Consider the following 17,955-nt stretch of genomic DNA (forward strand, 5'->3'; position numbering starts at 1 on the left):
TTAAAATTAGCAACTTTCCTATGAACCTGAAACCTATTTTGGCGTTATTGGTCATCTTATGTGTCTTTAGTTGCAATACTGACCCTAATATTGAGCCTGCCAAAAAGGACCAACCTCTCATTAACTATGTTAATACATTTATCGGAACCGGTGGTCACGGCCACACCTATCCTGGCGCTTCTGCACCGTTTGGGATGATGCAGTTGAGCCCCGATACACGGCTTGAAGGTTGGGATGGTTGCTCTGGTTATCACTACACCGACAGCTATATTTATGGTTTTTCACATACACACCTTAGTGGGACAGGCATCAGTGACTATGGCGATGTGCTTTTAATGCCAACCAATAAACCGATTTTTAATAATGGTGCTGACGGCAAGGAAGGCTATCGTGCCCATTTTTCGCACGACAATGAATTTGCCGAGCCAGGCTATTACAAAGTGAAGCTAGATTCGGTGAATATTGATGTGGAATTGACCGTTTCAAAACGAAGTGGCATCCATAAATATCAATTTCCTTCATCCGAAAACCAATATGTGATTCTGGATTTGGCACATCGAGATAAGGTATTGGACCATAAATTCACACAACTATCGCCAACCATCATTGAAGGTTATCGTCATTCTGAAGCTTGGGCAAAAGACCAACGTCTCTTCTTTTCTATGTCCTTATCCCATGAGGCAGAAATCACCTATTCTGAAGGCGACAATCCGTTAAAAGGAGCTCTTAAATTGAAGAATCCAAACAATGAAACGGTGTATATTAAAGTCGGAATTTCAGCCGTAGATATTGAAGGCGCCCGAAAGAATCGCAAAGCAGAAATCGGAAGTAAAGATTTTGAAACTATAAAAACTGAAGTTCAGGAGTATTGGGAAAAACAACTCGAAAAAATCGTCATTGAAGATGATAATTTAGATAACAAAACCAATTTCTACTCCGCATTATATCACACCATGTTGGCGCCCAATCGCTATCAAGATGTCGATGGACGTTATAGAGGTATGGATTTAGAAATTCATAACGCTGAATTTGATTACTACTCCGTCTTTTCTTTATGGGACACCTATCGCGCCGCACATCCGCTATATACCATCATAGAACAAGAGAAAACCAATGATTTCATTAATACATTTTTAGCTAAGTATGACGAAGGCGGGATTATGCCGATGTGGGATTTAGCTGGAAACTACACCGATTGCATGATTGGCTACCACGCCGTTCCCGTAATTGCCGATGCTTACTTAAAAGGTATCCGCGGTTATGATACGGAAAAGGCGTTTGAAGCTATGAAACACTCAGCGACTCGGGATAAATTCGGGTTAAACGCATACAAAGCCTATGGTTTTATTCCCGTTGACGAGGAGAGCGAATCCGTCTCCAAAACCTTGGAATATGCTTATGACGATTGGACAATTGCACAAATGGCGAAGGATATGGGCAAATCTGAAGATTACAAAACATACATTCAACGGGCACAGTATTACAAAAACGTTTTTGACCCCGAAACCAAGTTTATGCGGGGACGCTTCAGAAATACCTGGTTTGCGCCGTTTGACCCGTATGAAGTCAATTTCAATTATACCGAAGCCAACGCTTGGCAGTACAGTTTTTATGTGCCTCAGGATATTTCGGGATTTATCAATTTATTGGGAGGCAAAGACCAGCTCGAAGCTCAATTGGATGAACTTTTTTCTGCTAAAACTGACTTTACGGGTCGTGACCAATCGGACATTACTGGTTTGATTGGGCAGTATGCACACGGTAACGAGCCCAGTCACCACATGGCCTATCTCTATAATTTTGTGAACAAGCCTCACAAAACGCAGGAAAAAGTCTATCAAATCCTAACCGAATTATATCATAACGACTCCGACGGGGTTTCGGGGAATGAAGATTGTGGGCAAATGAGTGCTTGGTACGTGTTGAGTTCTATGGGTTTTTATTCCGTTACGCCAGGAAGTAATGAATACATCATTGGAACGCCCTTGTTTGATAAGGCGACTATCAATCTAGAATCCCGAAACGGGTCGGGAGGGAAACAATTTACCATCAAAGCCAATAACCGCAGTGAAATCAATAAATACGTAGAACGGGTGGTCTTGAATGGAAAAGATTTAGATGTGACGTTTTTAAAGCATGAAGACATAGTCAACGGAGGTACATTGGAATTCTTTATGACAGGCAACCCCGCCGTTTGGGGAAGTCGAGAAGGTAATGAACCAACAACCAAAATCGAAGACCATATCATTTTGCCATCGCCATATATTGAAAAAGGCGACATCACTTTTAGAGGGTCAACGGAAGTCGTTTTGAATACATCAGAACAAGATGCGAAGATATTTTATGCTTTGAATGAAGGTGAGTTTGAAACCTATAAACAACCTTTTAGCATTTCTAAAGACACCAGAGTGAAACTCTATTCAGAAAAAGGGAATCTAAAAAGTCCCGTTTTAGAAACACCCTTCTATAAAATCGACCCGAATTTAAGCATTACCCTAGAATCTGAATTCGCCAATCAGTATTCCGCAGGTGGTAACGATGCTCTAATTGACGGTATTAGAAGTACAAAAAATTACCGCACTGGTAGTTGGCAAGGTTATCATGACCAAGACTTAGTAGCGACAGTGGATTTAGGCTCACAACGAAATTTAACTGAGATTTCAGTTAATTTTCTTCAGGACCAAGGCGCTTGGATTTTCTTGCCTACTAATGTTGATATTTTAATATCGGACAACGGAAATAAATTTCAATCACTTGGTAGTTATAATGTTAATAATTCAAAAAAAGATGATGAAATTTTAATACAATCATTCTTATTTAAAAAACCGCCAAATTTGAAAATTAGATATATAAAATTAATCGCCAAAAAGCTAGGCAAATTACCCGAATGGCATATTGGCTATCCCATGGATGGTCGTAGCTGGATTTTTGTGGATGAGATTTCGGTGAAGTAATTTTAAAAAGAGAACAAAAACTAACTAACATTAATAACCAATGACAAATCAAAACAACAAATCTGCCTTAACCACATTGGTAACGGTATTTTTCTTTTGGGGCTTTATCGCCGCTTCAAACGGGGTGTTTATTCCATTTTGTAAGACTTACTTTAACATTGACCAGTTTCAATCGCAATTAGTGGATTTCGCCTTCTATGGGGCTTATTATATTGGAGCTTTGTTGCTTTTTATACTATCGAGTTCGCTTAAGAAAGACATTCTGAATAATTGGGGTTATAAAAATGGTATTGTTTATGGTTTACTCCTATCAGCAATTGGGGCTTTTGTTATGATTCCTGCAACAGCTGGTGCCGAACAAGGGCAAACGGCAGTATTTTATTTTGTTTTAGTCGCCCTATTTATTGTTGGTCTTGGCTTTTCACTACAGCAAACTGCCGCCAATCCTTTTGCGATTGCTCTTGGCGACCCCAAAACAGGTTCTCACCGATTGAATTTGGCTGGTGGCATTAATTCCTTCGGGACAACCATAGGACCCTTAGTGGTTAGCCTTGCCATTTTTGGTGCGGCCTCTTGGTCCACCGAAGAACTAGCTGGCATGATTGAACGTAACGAAATAACATTGGTTACGGTTCAGGGCCTTTACGGTGCTGTCGGCGCTTTGTTCCTAGTTGCGGCTGCGTTATTCCATTTTTCAAAAAAGTTGCCAGCTTTAAAATCAGACACCGCTTTTGAACCTGCAAATAAAGCCAAAAACTTACTCATTATTCTTACCGTAGTCATTCTTGGATGCTTTGGTTATATTTTCAGTACCTATTCTGGTGGTGAGGAAGCTTCAGAATCATTAGAACAAACGAGATTGGCCCTATTATTTATAGCATTACTCGCTGTTGTGATAAGTATCGTCATTGCAAATAACAGTGCTTCAAAATCCGAAAAAGGCTGGGGCGCCATGAAATACCCGCAGTTAGCATTAGGGATGCTAGCAATCTTTACCTATGTTGGCGTTGAAGTGACCGTTGGAAGTAATTTAGGAGAATTGCTAAAACAGGCGGTTGCCGATACAGGTATGAACGCTTTGGGACTCCCTGTATTAAATGACGCACAACTAGCGCCTTTTATATCCTTGTATTGGGGCGGACTAATGATTGGCCGTTGGGTCGGTGCAATTACTGTATTTAGCCCTAGCAAAGGCCTAAAACGCGTCTTACTTATTCTTGTGCCTTACGTTGCTTTTGGTGTAATCCTTTTGGTGAATTATTTGAGTGGTAACGATTTTACCAGCCAACAAATCCTATTTTTCGGCATTTGTATTGCGGTACAGGTTTTTGGCTTCTTTTTAGCAAAAGATAATCCTGTAAATACTCTGAAAATATTTAGCATCTTAGGTGTATTGGCAATGTTAGTGGGGTTATTTTCTTCAGGAAACGTAGCCCTGTTCGCCTTTTTATCTGGAGGTCTATTCTGTTCTATCATGTGGCCTTGTATATTTACACTGAGCATCGCTGGTTTAGGAAAATACACCTCTCAAGGTTCTGCATTTTTAATTATGATGATTTTAGGTGGTGCCGTTATTCCGCCAGTACAAGGGAAGTTGGCTGATGTGTTTGATATTCAGTCCTCATATTGGATTGCTGTATTCTGTTTTGCCTACCTCCTGTTTTATGCCTTCAGAACAAAAACAGTGCTTGACAAACAGGGTGTTATGTATTAATAGAAAAGCCTTCAATTTAAATTAACCAATTATGAAACGTCGTAAGTTTATCAAAAATGCCTCTTTAACCGGAGTTGGATTAGCCGTTGGAAGCGCATTATCGTCTTGTAAGAACAAGGTTTCTGAAGAAAGCACGTCAATTCCAACTATTCAAAATTCAAATACAAAGCCAATACTACCTTTAGTCATCGCCACATGGCATGTTGAAGCGGCCACAGCAAAAGCTATGGAAGTATTAGAAAATGGAGGTTCAGCGCTTGATGCTGTTGAGAAAGGTTGTAGGGTTGAAGAAGCCAACGAAGCGGGACAGTCCGTCGGTAAGGGCGGTCTACCTGATCGTGAAGGTAATGTTACTTTAGATGCCTGCATTATGAATAAACATGGCGACTGCGGTGCCGTTGTCTATCTTAAAGACGTTAAACACGCCGTTTCAGTAGCTCGAAAAGTAATGGAAGACACACCACATGTGATGCTTGCTGGTGAGGGCGCTAAACAATTTGCGTTAGAAAGTGGTTTTAAAGAAGAAGATTTACTGACCGAAGCTTCTAAAAAAGCTTGGGAAAAATGGAAGGTTGAGGCCAAATACAAACCCATCATAAATATTGAAAACCACGATACCATCGGCATGCTTGCCGTGGATAAAAACGGCGATATTTCAGGCGCATGCACCACCAGTGGTTTAGCTTATAAAATGAATGGTCGTGTCGGGGATTCACCGATTATTGGGTCTGGTTTGTTTGTGGATAACGAAATAGGTGCGGCAGTTGCCACGGGACTTGGCGAAGAAGTGGTAAAAACAGTAGGAAGCTTTTTGGTTGTTGAATTGATGCGCCAAGGGAAATCACCTCAAGAAGCCTGTGAGGAAGCCATTGGCCGAATCGTAAATAAGCCAAATAGTGATTATAAAAACTTTCAGGTAGGTTATATTGCCGTCAATAAAAAAGGAGAAACAGGCTCATATTCTATCCATCAATGGTTTAGCATGACCAAATTTCAAGATGGGGTGAATCAGCAAATTCAGTCAGACTTTTACAACAAAGCCTAAAGCCACTTTAACGTAATATCTACCAGTTTCTGAACAAAAGGCGTATATGGTGGCTTTAACAAGCTTATAAGACCTGGAGAATGGCGCACAATCACTGAGCGTTGGTTAGAAAATGCTTTAAACGTTTCAAATCCGTGAGCTTTGCCAATACCGCTATTATTGACACCTCCAAATGGTAGATGATGGTTGGTGTATTGGATGCCGTTGTTTCGTATTCCAGTAGTTCCTGCTCGGGTTTCGGTCATTATTTTATCTATTGTAGATTTTGAATTACTATAGATATACAAGGCCAACGGTTTTTCTTTCGAATTCACATAATCAATAGCCTCATCCAAATCTTTGTAGGTGCGAATTGGAAGAATCGGCCCAAATATTTCCTCTTTCCAAAGTAGTGCGTCTTCTGGTAAGTTTGAAATCAGGGTCGGTTCTATGTAACATTCTTCTTCATGCACTTCTTCACCACCAACTTCAAAGGTGCCACCTTTGTGTTTAGCATCTTTTAAATACTCTTTTAGGCGATTGAAATGTTTCAAATTAACGACGCGACTGTAAGAATTCGATTTTTCAGGGTCTTCTCCGTAAAACTTGTCACAGTAATACTTAAAGTGTTTTACAAATTCGTCTTTAACCTCTTCATGAATCAACACATAATCTGGTGCGATGCAGGTTTGCCCATTGTTATAGCCTTTAATCCACAAGACATTTCGGGCTGCAGTTTTTACGCTAGACGTACCATCGACTATGACTGGCGACTTACCGCCTAATTCTAAAGTTACGGAAGCCAAATGTGCAGAAGCCGCTTTCATGACAATTTTTCCAACAGCGGGTGAACCTGTAAAGAATATATGATTAAATGGAAGTTTTAAAAGATGTGTAGAGGCTTCAACTTCCCCTTCCACTACAGCCACTTCATCTTCATTAAAAAGATCAGATACTATCTTGGCGATTAGGCTTGAAACGTTAGGCGTCATTTCAGAAGGCTTAATAATCGCCGCATTCCCAGCCGCAATAGCCCCAACCAAAGGTGAAAACGTTAAATTAAACGGATAGTTCCATGGTGAAATGATTAAACAGACGCCTTTTGGCTCATATTTGTAGTAAGATGATGTCCCAATTAAAGCAATCGGAGTTTCTACGCGGTGCTTTGCCATCCACCGACGTAACATGAGCTTGGCGTGTTTGATTTCTTTGAGTACCAAATAGATTTCAGATACGTCGGTTTCAGGAATAGGTTTCTTAAAGTCATCATAGATGGCTTGGCGTATGGCCGTCTTATAGGTCTTTTGCAATGCAGACTGCAGTTTATCGAGCTTCTTTAGGCGTTCTTTATAAGATGTCCGCGCAATTGCCCATGAACGGGCTTTTTGTGCATTAAATAGATATTGATACGGATTAACTGTAGTTTCTGTCATTTTATCCAAAAAATTAACGATTTTGTTGGGCTATAAGCCGAAATTGTGTAGTTCATCGATGTTTTCTGAATGCATTTCCCATTCATCTAATTCTATCTTGGTTTCGTCCAAAATTTTGCCCAAAAGGTCATTACCTGTTGTTTCTTTGAACCGAAGTTAAAAACAAAAAAGCTTTACACAATGAAAAATGTAGTTATCATATTAGTATTACTGTTCTCTCTGACCGGAATGGCTCAGACTCAGAACACTACTACTGTTGAGCCTACAGAGCGTATTGAGGTTAAAGCATCTGAAAATGTTGCCTCTAAGGCTTCAGCAACTTTAAAAGCTAAAGTTTTAAAGCTGAACCACAAAAAGAGTAACGACATCATCAGCATTAAGGCATACAGAAAAAGCCTTAACGTAAAAGTGAGCACAAAAAGACTTTGCTAAGAGTTTTTTCAATTATAGGTTTAAATTGAGTTTAAGGCCTCTCCGAGAAATCGGGGAGGTTTTTTTCTGGAAAAAATTTGAATAAAGTAAACAAAAAAGCCCATCCAGAAACTCTAGATGGGCTTTTTACTAATAGATATTATTTGATTTTGTTACCATTTTTATCGTAAAAATGGTATTCAAGATAGGTGTAAGCATCTCTGGGTAAAACTTTTACCCATTTTTTGTGTTCAAAAAACCACTTTGAACGTGGTGATGGAAACCCTTTGGTTAAAAAGGCTGCTATAAATGGGTGCGCATTTAGGGTCACCTTTTTATAGTCCTTCTTAAAAATCCGTTCTAGGTCTTGGGAGATACGCTGTACCACTTTAATTGGTGCTTCTATCTCATCGCCTCCTGTATTGTTGGGATTTTCTTCTTTGGTTTTAATATTGTGCTCTGGCCTAACGCGCTGTCTGGTAATTTGCACTAGTCCAAACTTACTCGGCGGTAATATTTTATGCTTCGCTTTATCGTCTTTCATCTCGTCCCTGAGATGGTTATAAAGCTTTTTTCTGTTTTCTGCACGGCCCATATCTATGAAATCGATGACAATAATGCCACCCATATCACGCAAACGTAGCTGACGGGCAATTTCCGTAGCAGAAATTAAATTTACCTCGAGGGCTGTGGCCTCTTGGCTCTTTTCTTTGTTAGATCTATTGCCACTATTTACATCTATAACATGGAGGGCTTCGGTATGTTCAATCACCAAATAGGCGCCTCTTGCCATGGATACGGTTCGGCCGAATGATGTTTTAATCTGGCGTTCTATACCAAACTTCTCATAGACCGGAATACCGTTTTTGTAGTGCTTTACAATAGATTCTTTATGCGGTGCAATTTGATGCACGTAATCTTTTACTTGTGTATAAAGGGCTTCATCATCGACGATGATGCTAGAGAATGAATCATTAAAAATATCCCTTAAAATAGAGGATGCTTTGTTCATTTCTCCCAAAACCTTGGTTGGGTGGTGGGCTTTATACAATTTTTTACACATTGCTGTCCATCGATCCAGCAAATTCTGTAAATCGCTATCAATCTCGGCTACTTTTTTTCCTTCTGCAACCGTTCTGATGATAACACCGAAACCTTTAGGGGTAATACTTTTTACCAGTCGTTTTAAGCGGTCTTTTTCTTCTTGCGATTCAATCTTTTGTGAGATTGAAATACGGTTAGAAAAAGGCACCAAAACAATGTAGCGTCCTGCAATAGACAATTCTGAACTAATGCGAGGTCCCTTTGTGGAAATCGGTTCTTTTACAACTTGTACCAATAAAGACTGATTGGATTTAATAGCATTAGCAATTTTGCCATGCTTATCCAAGTCTTTCTCCATCGGAAAGTCTTTTAGAGAGTAGTCTCTCAATTTACCTGTGCTTACACGCTTAATGAATTTTATAAGTGAAGGCAACTGTGGTCCCAGGTCGTGATAATGCAAAAATGCATCTTTCTCATAGCCTACGTTAACAAACGCGGCATTGAGACCTGGCATCACCTTACGGATTTTGGCAATAAAAATATCACCAACCGCAAAGTTGTTGTCGTCTTCATCTTTATGCAATTCAATGAGTCTTCCATCTTTTAATAAGGCAAAATCAACAATATCTGAACTCGATCTGATAATCAATTCTTTGTTCATAATGTTAATTTATATCCATCCACCAATGGCGGACAAATGGATTGTACTTCATTAATTGACACAGGAATCCCAATTAAAAATTGGGCAAATCCAGCAAATTTATAAGGCTCTATTAAACCTTATAAATTCTATATCAAAGAACGTTCTTTTTAAAAGCGAAAAAAGTAGTTACAAAACTACTTTTACCGCTTTATTTCTTTTTGTGACGATTAGCGCGTCTACGTTTTTTACGCTTATGCGTCGCTACCTTGTGTCTTTTTCTTTTTTTACCACTTGGCATAAATAATGCTTTTTTAAATTAATATATCGTTTATACTACGTTTAGTTAACTTCAACATTAGATTTAACGCCTTCTAAAAATACTTTTGCAGGCTTAAATGCAGGAATGTTGTGTGCAGGAATCTTAATCGTCGTATTCTTAGAAATGTTACGACCCGTTTTCTCTGCTCTTGTTTTGATGATGAAACTTCCAAATCCTCTTAAGTAAACGTTATCTCCGCTTTCAAGAGATGTTTTTACTTCTTCCATAAAGGATTCTACAGTTGCTTGTACATCACCTTTTTCTATACCCAATTTGTCGGATATTCTAGCTACTAAATCAGCTTTTGTCATTTTTATTCTTTTAGGGTTACTATTAATTATAAGGGTTGCAAATATATGTAATTTATATTCAATATTTCAAGCGTAAATGATTAAAATTTAAGCCTATAAACCCTTACTTTGCTTCCAATAATTTAACTTTTGAATGAATTTTTCAGAAACCATAATCAATTGGTATTCAGTTAATAAGCGCGACTTACCATGGCGCAATACCAAAAACCCATATTTTATTTGGCTGTCCGAAATCATTCTACAGCAAACCCAAGTCAATCAGGGTTTACCCTATTATAACCGTTTTGTTGAAGCGTTTCCTACCGTTATTGATTTGGCAAAAGCGCCTGAAGAGACCGTACTAAAATTATGGCAAGGCCTCGGTTACTACTCTAGAGCACGCAATCTTCATGCCACAGCTAAACACATTGTTGAGAAGTTGGATGGTGTTTTCCCTAGTACCTTTTCAGAGCTTATAAAATTGAAAGGCGTTGGCGATTACACGGCTAGTGCCATTGCATCTATCGCCTTTGGAGAACCAACTGCTGTGGTGGATGGCAACGTATACCGTGTGCTCTCTCGCTACTTTGGTATAGATACGCCCATTAATTCAACAGCGGGCATAAAAGAATTTAAGGCGTTGGCAACGGAATTGATTGACCATAAACAACCTGCTACTTTTAATCAGGCTATTATGGAATTCGGGGCGCGCCAATGCAGACCGAAGAATCCAGATTGCATGTTTTGCCCACTTCAAGCTAGTTGTTTGGCTTTTAATAAAGGGAAAGTGTCCAATTTACCCGTAAAATTGAAGAAGACTAAGGTGAAACAAAAATTCTTTAATTATTTGGTTTTTATCGATTCTGAAAACAACACAATATTCGAAAAGCGTACAGGAAAGGGCATTTGGCAAAATCTATACCAGTTCCCTTTAGTGGAAAGTGAACGCTCTCTTCAATCTGAAGAGTTTTCAGACATTGAAAACAACTATTCAAAATTAAAAAAGTACACGTTCGATTATAGTTTATATAATTCTGAAGACATCATCCATAAACTGTCGCATCAACATTTATATACCAAGTTTTGGATTGTTGAAATTGAAGGTACTCTAGACCAGGGAATTCCCTTGACATCTTTGAAGGATTATCCTGTTCCGGTCTTGATTGCTGATTTCTTAAAACGATTCATAAACAAAGATTAAGAAGCCATTCATTTTTTTATTACTTTTAAAGTTACCTTAAACAAATGCGTATTTTTGCGCGCTCAAAACCATAGATTATGTCTGGAACCCTAAATAAAGTTATGCTTATTGGCCACCTCGGCGACGAGGTTAAAATGCATTATTTTGATGATAAAAATTGCGTGGGCCGTTTTCCTTTAGCAACCAACGAAACTTATACGAGCAAGCAAACTGGCGAGCGTATATCCAATACCGAATGGCATAATATCGTTGTTAGAAACAAAGGCGCAGAAATTTGCGAAAAGTATCTAACCAAAGGCGACAAGGTCTATATTGAAGGCCGAATTAAAACCAGAAAATGGACCGATGACAAAGGCATGGAACGCTATTCTACAGAAATTCAGTGCAACGACTTTACGTTTTTAACCAATAAGAATGAACAAAATAGCAGTGGGCAAAAACCAAATCCGCAACCCAATGTTTCAGAACCGTCTGCCACCATCAATGACCCTATGGATGAAGGCAACGATGATTTACCGTTTTAACTAAAACCGAACCGAATTGGATCCCGAACCCTCGCGATTTTTACTAACCTTAGTTTCTACCGACACCTCTTTTGTAATAAGCATAGTTGTGCTTATTCTTTTACTGTTTTGCTCTGCCATGATTTCTGGCGCAGAGGTCGCCTTATTTTCTTTAACTAAAACACAGATTAATGAGGGCGTTGAAGGTAACTCCAAAGCGATGGAGTTGATTTCAAAATTGCTAGAACGTCCTAAAAAATTACTGGCAACAATTCTTGTCGCCAACAACTTTATTAATATCGCTATTGTATTACTGTTTGCCTTTATTGGCGACACGCTTTTTAAAAACGTAACCGTTGATTGGCTGCGCTTTGTATTAGATGTGGTTGTGGCCACCTTTCTCATTTTACTTTTTGGAGAAATTCTTCCAAAGATTTATGCTAGCCGAAATAGTGTAAAATTTGCTACAGCTCTAGCGAAACCGCTTAAGGTCTTGGATGTATTATTTTCACCGATTAGTATGCCAATGCGCTATCTAACCTTAAAAATCCACCAAACGTTAGGCAAGCAAAAGTCTAGTATTAGCGTAGACCAACTCTCCCAAGCGTTGGAACTCACGGACTCAGAAGATACTACGCAGGAGGAACAACGTATACTGCAAAGTATTGTCTCCTTCGGAAATACCGATACCAAACAAGTGATGCGCCCTCGGATGGATATATTCGCCTTAAATGTTGAAGCCTCGTTTGAAAGCATTATGCCAGAAATTGTCGATAATGGCTACTCACGGATTCCTGTATATAAAGATAATATTGATACCGTAACCGGAATTCTATACGTTAAGGATTTACTGCCTTTTATCAACGATACTACGTTTGACTGGACTACGATATTAAGAGAACCATTTTTTGTGCCTGAAAACAAAAAGTTGGATGACTTAATGGAAGAATTTCAGACTAAAAAAGTGCATTTGGCGGTTGTTGTGGACGAATATGGTGGTACCTCTGGATTGGTATCACTTGAAGATATTATAGAAGAAATCGTGGGTGACATAAGTGATGAATATGATGACGACGATTTAATCTACACCCGACTGGACGAGCACAATTACCGTTTTGAAGGTAAAACCGCTTTAAAGGATTTCTATGATATTATTAATTTGGAAGACCCTTCAGATTTTGAAGCCAAGAAAGGCGAAGCCGAAACCCTTGCTGGTTTTGTGCTTGAAATTTCTGGTGGTTTCCCAAGGGTGAATAGTAAAATAAATTTCAAGAATTTCGTTTTTAAGGTAGAAGCCATGGAACGTAAACGTATCAAACAGATAAAAGTAACGCTATTAGACCTCTAATATGAAGAAATTGATAATGCCTTTGGCCCTACTTTTTGTGTTTAGCTGTGGTGACGACCCAGTACCTAAACCTTCAGCCTATTTGCGTTTGGACTATCCTACGCCTAAGTATCAGCGCACTTCTATTGATGCACCTTTCACATTTGAAAAAAACCAGGAATCAAACCCTATTACTGAAGTCAAGTCCAAAAACGGAGGCACTTCTTTTGATGTCACTATTCAATACCCAAAGTTGAAGGGGACTATTTATCTAACATATAAAAAGGTAAATGATTCTAATCTTATTGACTTACTGCGAGATGCGCAAACACTCACTCAAAAGCATACATTGAAAGCTGATGCTATAGACGGCAACCTCTTTGAAAATAATGAGAAACGTGTGTACGGTATGTTTTATGAAGTTGGAGGTAATGCAGCATCTCAATCTCAATTCTATGCTACAGATAGCATTAATCACTTTTTAAGTGGCTCTTTATATTTCTATGCCAAACCTAATTACGATTCTATTTATCCGGCAGCCGTTTATCTAAAAAATGATATTCGACGCATTATGGAGAGTTTGGAGTGGGAAGATTAAAAATTAATCTTTTTCAAACATAAAAAATGCCCATCGATTGATGGGCATTTTGTTGATTTGATAGTATCTTACTACTAGAAGTTGTATCTCAAACTTGCGTTCCAAGTTCTCCCGATACCTAAGTAATAACCAAATGCATTTCTTTGGTTAATATAAGCTTCATTAAATAAGTTGTATACGTTAGCTCTAAATGTTACTCGATTTTCACCTAAGTCAAAACGGTAAGTTAGACCAGCGTCGGCTAATGTGTAAGATGGTAATCTAACCGACTCATACTTTTCATTATCTAAGGCAGCCTGTACTACATCTTCTACATCCACAAACTCATAAAGATCCGCAAAAATATTATAGTCCATATCAACGGACAAACCTTCAAAAAGCTCTACTCTAAATCCAGCTCCAAAAGATGTTTGAGGCGCATTCCCAACTTTCACATCTGTAAGGTTCACTTCACCGTTTTCTTCAAGGAAAATTCCAGTATCATCGTTTTGAAGTGTAAAAGGCGTTGAACCTTCATATTTCCAGTTTCCAATAGAACCGTATCCTCTAAATGTAAAACTTGAGGCCAATGGACGATATTCGAAATCAAATTCAGCCCCTTGATGAATTTGGGTAACATCTGTAAATCTGTAGATACCAAACTCATCTAATGGAAGGTTTGTCCCAAAGCTTAAGAATCTGTTACCCCAATCAGTACGGTAGACATCAACATTTACCCTAAATGTATTGTTTTGGAATCGGTATCCTCCTTCAAGACCAAGAATTTCTTCATTTTCAACTTCTGGTTCAACCAATGCATTAGAATATCTAATATTGGCGAATACATTATCTAAGAATGGTTGACGTGAGAATGTCCCTGCGTTCACAAAAACTGCATGTTGATCATTAATTTGATAAGATGCACCACCTTTTATCTGATATCCCACTTTATTGAGTTTTTCTGACTTACCTAAGCCATCACCAACACCAGTAAAAAATCCTTCTCTTTGATAAGATTGAGTTGAAAGCGCACCTTGCACGAATACTGAAAAGTTATCAGTTGCGTATTCAGCCTGCCCAAAACCTCCGACATAATTGATGAATTCTTCGTAGTTTCTATCATATCTCTGGTCGTCGTCAGCAAAATTGAATAAGGCAGCCCAAGGATCAGCTTCAAATGTTTCTGTAATCACATAATCATTTGGTCGATCTGTACGGAAATTATCTTGGTAACCGTTAAGACCAAACTTGTTTATAAGTTGTCTAAAGTGGATACCATTATATAAACGTGTGTCAATACCAACATTAAATGTCCAGTTCTCGTTAGTTTCAATATTCAAATTAGAAAGTAATCCGTACCAATTGTGGTTATTAACTGAAGCTCGTCTTAAATAAGAGTCACCAAAATTTCCATTTCCATTAGCATCTGCAGTAGCGATATTGTTTTCTTCAATGGCATCAAAATTAATCTCTCTTTCGTTAACCCCGAAGATTCCAACATCTTGGTTTCTGATTCTTCCACGTCCTAGGTTTCCTGTTCCCCCTCCACGTCCCCAAGAGGCGTAAAGCACTGTAGATAAGTCTAAACCATCATTTATATTCAAATCCCAGTTAAGGTTCATCACTGGTTTATGGTAGTAGTTACGTCTTTCTGAAAAACGCTCTCCATTGTAAAAACCTGAATTGTCATTAGCCTTTTCTCCATACTCCTCGTAAAACTCTAAATCTTCCGAGAAATTCTGGTCATGCCATTGCGGAGCTCCAGTTAGCAAGAAATTAAAAGTATTCTTTTCATTTGGTTTGTAGCCAACTGAGAATAGATAGTTTTGCCCTTGACCAGCAGTTCCAATAGAATACTTTCTGTGAGCTTGCCAGTGATCTAATAATACAGAAAACGCCCATCCATTTTCTTTAAGACCAGAATCGTATGAGGCTGTGGTTTTGATGTAACTATCATTACCTCCCGTAAAGCGAACAAAACCGCCTTCATTTCTGTTTGTTGTTTTTGAAACGATGTTAACAGTTCCACCAACAGAAGAAATAGCAAGCTTAGAAGACCCCAAACCTCTTTGAACTTGTACAGCGTTAGCAACATCTGCCATACCTGACCAGTTAGACCAATACATCCGACCATCTTCCATACCGTTAATAGGTTGACCATTTAACAAGTATGCAGTATTTGTATCATTAAATCCACGCAAGAAAATCTGACTATCCCCAAAACCACCTGCTTGGTTAGAAACGTATACAGAAGGTGTGTTTTTAATAGCTTCGCCGAATTCAGCATTTCCAGCAATTTTCAATTGAATGTCTTTGCCTCTTACTGTAGAAACGGCAACAGGTGTTTTTCTATCTTCTGCTAAGTCAACAATACCTGTACCAACTATTACAATTTCATCTAAGGAGTTGTCAACGGCAAGGTTGATTGTCCCAAAATTTTTGTTACCGCTAAATTTTAAAATTACGCTTTTAAAACCAACATAAGATATTTCTATCTGCCCCGATGTAGCTATTGTAGCTAAAGTAAAGTTCCCATCTGCATCGGTCGTAGTTCCGTTCGAAGTACCAACTTCAATAATGTTTGCCCCAGGTAATGGGCCTTCTAGTTCAAGATCAAAGATCTTTCCCGTAAGTGTACTTTGTGCGATAGCAGACATCGAAAACAACGCCACTAAAACCACTAATAAACCTTGAGTAAATTTTTTCATGTGTTAGAAAATTATTTGATTGTTTAATTTTCGGCAAATGTACACATTAATTAATGTGTAATATTACCAAAATGTTAATATTTTTAACACTACAATATAATTCAAATCAAAACAGACATCAAGTTAAAATCACAAGATATCTTATTGGTTTTTAACAAAAACACTATTGATTTTTGTACTGTTTAAGAAGGTTCTCGGTTGAAGAATCGTGCTTGTTAATAAAATCACCCGTTTCTAACTCTGACAAAATGCTCTTTGCCAACTGTTTTCCGAGTTCTACACCAAATTGGTCGTAGCTATAAATATTCCAAATAATACCCTCTACAAAAATCTTGTGCTCATACATGGCGATGATTTTACCCAAACTTTCAGGCGTTAATTTATCAATAAGAATAGAGGTCGTTGGTTTGTTGCCTTCAAATATCTTGAAGGGGACTAATCGGTCAATTTTTGAAGCTGATAGTCCAGAGTTTTGTAATTCAGAAAGTACTTCATCTTTAGTCTTACCATTCATCAGAGCTTCAGTCTGTGCAAAGTAGTTAGACATTAACTTATCGTGATGGTCTTTGTTACCATTTAAGGATGATTTAAAACCAATAAAATCCGCAGGAATCAATTTAGTTCCTTGATGAATCAATTGAAAAAAGGCGTGTTGAGAGTTGGTGCCAGGTTCCCCCCAAATCAAATTGCCGGTTTCATAGTTAACACGGTTGCCATCTCTATCTACAGACTTTCCGTTACTCTCCATAATCCCCTGTTGCAAATAGGTCGTAAATTGATTGAGGTATTGGGTATAAGGAATCACAGCCTGACTTTCAGCATTAAAAAAATTATTATACCATACGGACAACAAGGCTAAAATCACAGGGATATTCTCTTCAAAATTTGAAGATTTAAAATGATTATCCATTTTTTTGGCTCCATTCAAAAGGCTTTCAAAATTATTAAACCCAACACTTAAACTTATAGATAGGCCCACAGCCCCCCATAATGAAAACCGTCCACCGACCCAATCTCTCATAGAAAAGATATTGTTTTCATCAATTCCAAATGCTTTTACTTTTTCAACATTGGTACTTACCGCCACAAAGTGTTTTGCAACAGATTCTTTGGGCATGGATTTTAAAAACCATTCTCTGATAGAAATAGCATTAGACAGAGTTTCTTGAGTCGTAAATGTTTTAGAAACGATAATAAACAAAGTCGTTTCAGGATTTAAATCCTTGATGGTTTCATAATAATGGTCACCATCAACGTTGCTTACAAAATAAGTGTTTAAATGATTCTTATAGAAGGTTAAAGCCTCCACAACCATGGACGGACCTAAATCCGAACCGCCTATCCCAATATTTACAATGTCGGTAATGGCTTTGCCTGTATGCCCTTTATGACTGCCAGAAATAACAGCGTCAGAAAAGGTTTTCATTTTATCACGAACAGCATAAACTCCCGGAATCACATTTTCGCTATTAACGAAGACTTCCAAGGATTTATCAGCTCTCAGAGCCGTGTGCAATACAGCTCTACCTTCCGTTTCGTTAATGATGTCTCCTTGAAAGTATTTTGAAATGGCTTCTTTCAAATTAAGTTCTTCGGCCAAATCAATTAATAAATCAAGCGTTTGTGACGTCATTCTGTTTTTTGAAAAATCCACATAAAAATCATCCCAAGCCAAGGACAACTCATTTGCTCTGTTCAGGTTTTCAGAAAACAATGTTCTTAAATGTTGTTGTTCTATTTCCGAAAAGTGCGCTTGTAATTTCGACCAAGTCTTGGTCATTGTTGGATTTTTTCGTGCTAATGCCAT

General features: G+C 38.3%; 13 protein-coding genes. 8 read left to right on the plus strand and 5 right to left on the minus strand.

Annotated features, from left to right (window positions below; all coding sequences use genetic code 11):
* The first annotated feature begins 20 nt into the window (after positions 1-20).
* From ACFOSX_RS01900 to ACFOSX_RS01910, 3 genes are read left to right on the plus strand one after another with little or no spacing between them, the layout of a single operon-like run.
* On the plus strand, positions 21-2,954 hold the full coding sequence (locus ACFOSX_RS01900; protein WP_386096457.1) for a GH92 family glycosyl hydrolase: 2,934 nt from the start codon (positions 21-23) through the stop codon (positions 2,952-2,954).
* Positions 2,955-2,994: 40 nt separating this feature from the next.
* Positions 2,995-4,668, plus strand: a complete 1,674-nt coding sequence (locus tag ACFOSX_RS01905; RefSeq protein WP_386096459.1) for an MFS transporter — start codon at positions 2,995-2,997, stop codon at positions 4,666-4,668.
* Between the two features lie 31 nt (positions 4,669-4,699).
* Positions 4,700-5,713: an isoaspartyl peptidase/L-asparaginase family protein gene (locus ACFOSX_RS01910; RefSeq protein WP_386096461.1), complete on the plus strand. Its 1,014-nt coding sequence runs from the start codon at positions 4,700-4,702 to the stop codon at positions 5,711-5,713.
* Here the strand turns inward: ACFOSX_RS01910 and ACFOSX_RS01915 are convergent.
* On the minus strand, positions 5,710-7,125 hold the full coding sequence (locus tag ACFOSX_RS01915; RefSeq protein WP_386096463.1) for an aldehyde dehydrogenase family protein: 1,416 nt from the start codon (positions 7,123-7,125) through the stop codon (positions 5,710-5,712). The two genes, ACFOSX_RS01910 and ACFOSX_RS01915, sit on opposite strands and share 4 nt — an antisense overlap.
* Before the next feature lie 180 nt (positions 7,126-7,305).
* On the opposite strand from ACFOSX_RS01915, the gene ACFOSX_RS01920 reads away from it, so the two are divergent.
* Positions 7,306-7,557, plus strand: coding sequence for a hypothetical protein (locus ACFOSX_RS01920; protein WP_386096465.1), 252 nt, complete (start codon positions 7,306-7,308; stop codon positions 7,555-7,557).
* Positions 7,558-7,696: 139 nt separating this feature from the next.
* On the opposite strand, the gene ACFOSX_RS01925 is transcribed toward ACFOSX_RS01920, so the two are convergent.
* Together ACFOSX_RS01925 and ACFOSX_RS01930 are read right to left on the minus strand one after the other, a co-directional pair.
* Positions 7,697-9,241 (minus strand): Rne/Rng family ribonuclease, encoded by a 1,545-nt coding sequence (locus tag ACFOSX_RS01925; protein WP_386096467.1) that lies wholly within the window; start codon positions 9,239-9,241, stop codon positions 7,697-7,699.
* 321 nt (positions 9,242-9,562) lie between these two features.
* On the minus strand, positions 9,563-9,853 hold the full coding sequence (locus tag ACFOSX_RS01930) for an HU family DNA-binding protein (protein WP_386096469.1): 291 nt from the start codon (positions 9,851-9,853) through the stop codon (positions 9,563-9,565).
* 133 nt (positions 9,854-9,986) lie between these two features.
* Here ACFOSX_RS01930 and mutY point away from each other — a divergent pair, with 133 nt between their 5' ends.
* The 4 genes from mutY to gldD all read left to right on the plus strand — a co-directional run bounded on the left by mutY (position 9,987) and on the right by gldD (position 13,461).
* Positions 9,987-11,033 (plus strand): A/G-specific adenine glycosylase, encoded by a 1,047-nt coding sequence (gene mutY, locus ACFOSX_RS01935; RefSeq protein WP_386096471.1) that lies wholly within the window; start codon positions 9,987-9,989, stop codon positions 11,031-11,033.
* Between the two features lie 77 nt (positions 11,034-11,110).
* A complete protein-coding gene (locus ACFOSX_RS01940) occupies positions 11,111-11,557 on the plus strand; it encodes a single-stranded DNA-binding protein (protein ID WP_386096473.1) in 447 nt (148 codons plus the stop codon).
* Between the two features lie 16 nt (positions 11,558-11,573).
* Positions 11,574-12,884, plus strand: coding sequence for a gliding motility-associated protein GldE (locus ACFOSX_RS01945; protein ID WP_386096475.1), 1,311 nt, complete (start codon positions 11,574-11,576; stop codon positions 12,882-12,884).
* Between the two features lies 1 nt (position 12,885).
* Complete coding sequence (gldD, locus tag ACFOSX_RS01950) at positions 12,886-13,461, plus strand: gliding motility lipoprotein GldD (protein ID WP_386096477.1); 576 nt, start codon at positions 12,886-12,888, stop codon at positions 13,459-13,461.
* Positions 13,462-13,535: 74 nt separating this feature from the next.
* Here gldD and ACFOSX_RS01955 read toward each other — a convergent pair whose 3' ends face one another.
* Both ACFOSX_RS01955 and pgi read right to left on the minus strand, forming a co-directional pair.
* Positions 13,536-16,148 carry a TonB-dependent receptor gene (locus tag ACFOSX_RS01955; RefSeq protein WP_386096479.1) on the minus strand — a complete coding sequence of 871 codons (2,613 nt, stop codon included), beginning with the start codon at positions 16,146-16,148 and terminating at the stop codon, positions 13,536-13,538.
* A 163-nt stretch (positions 16,149-16,311) separates the two neighbouring features.
* Complete coding sequence (gene pgi, locus ACFOSX_RS01960; protein WP_386096481.1) at positions 16,312-17,955, minus strand: glucose-6-phosphate isomerase; 1,644 nt, start codon at positions 17,953-17,955, stop codon at positions 16,312-16,314.

It is taken from the genome of Winogradskyella maritima, assembly GCF_042650215.1.
Lineage (GTDB): Bacteria > Bacteroidota > Bacteroidia > Flavobacteriales > Flavobacteriaceae > Winogradskyella > Winogradskyella maritima.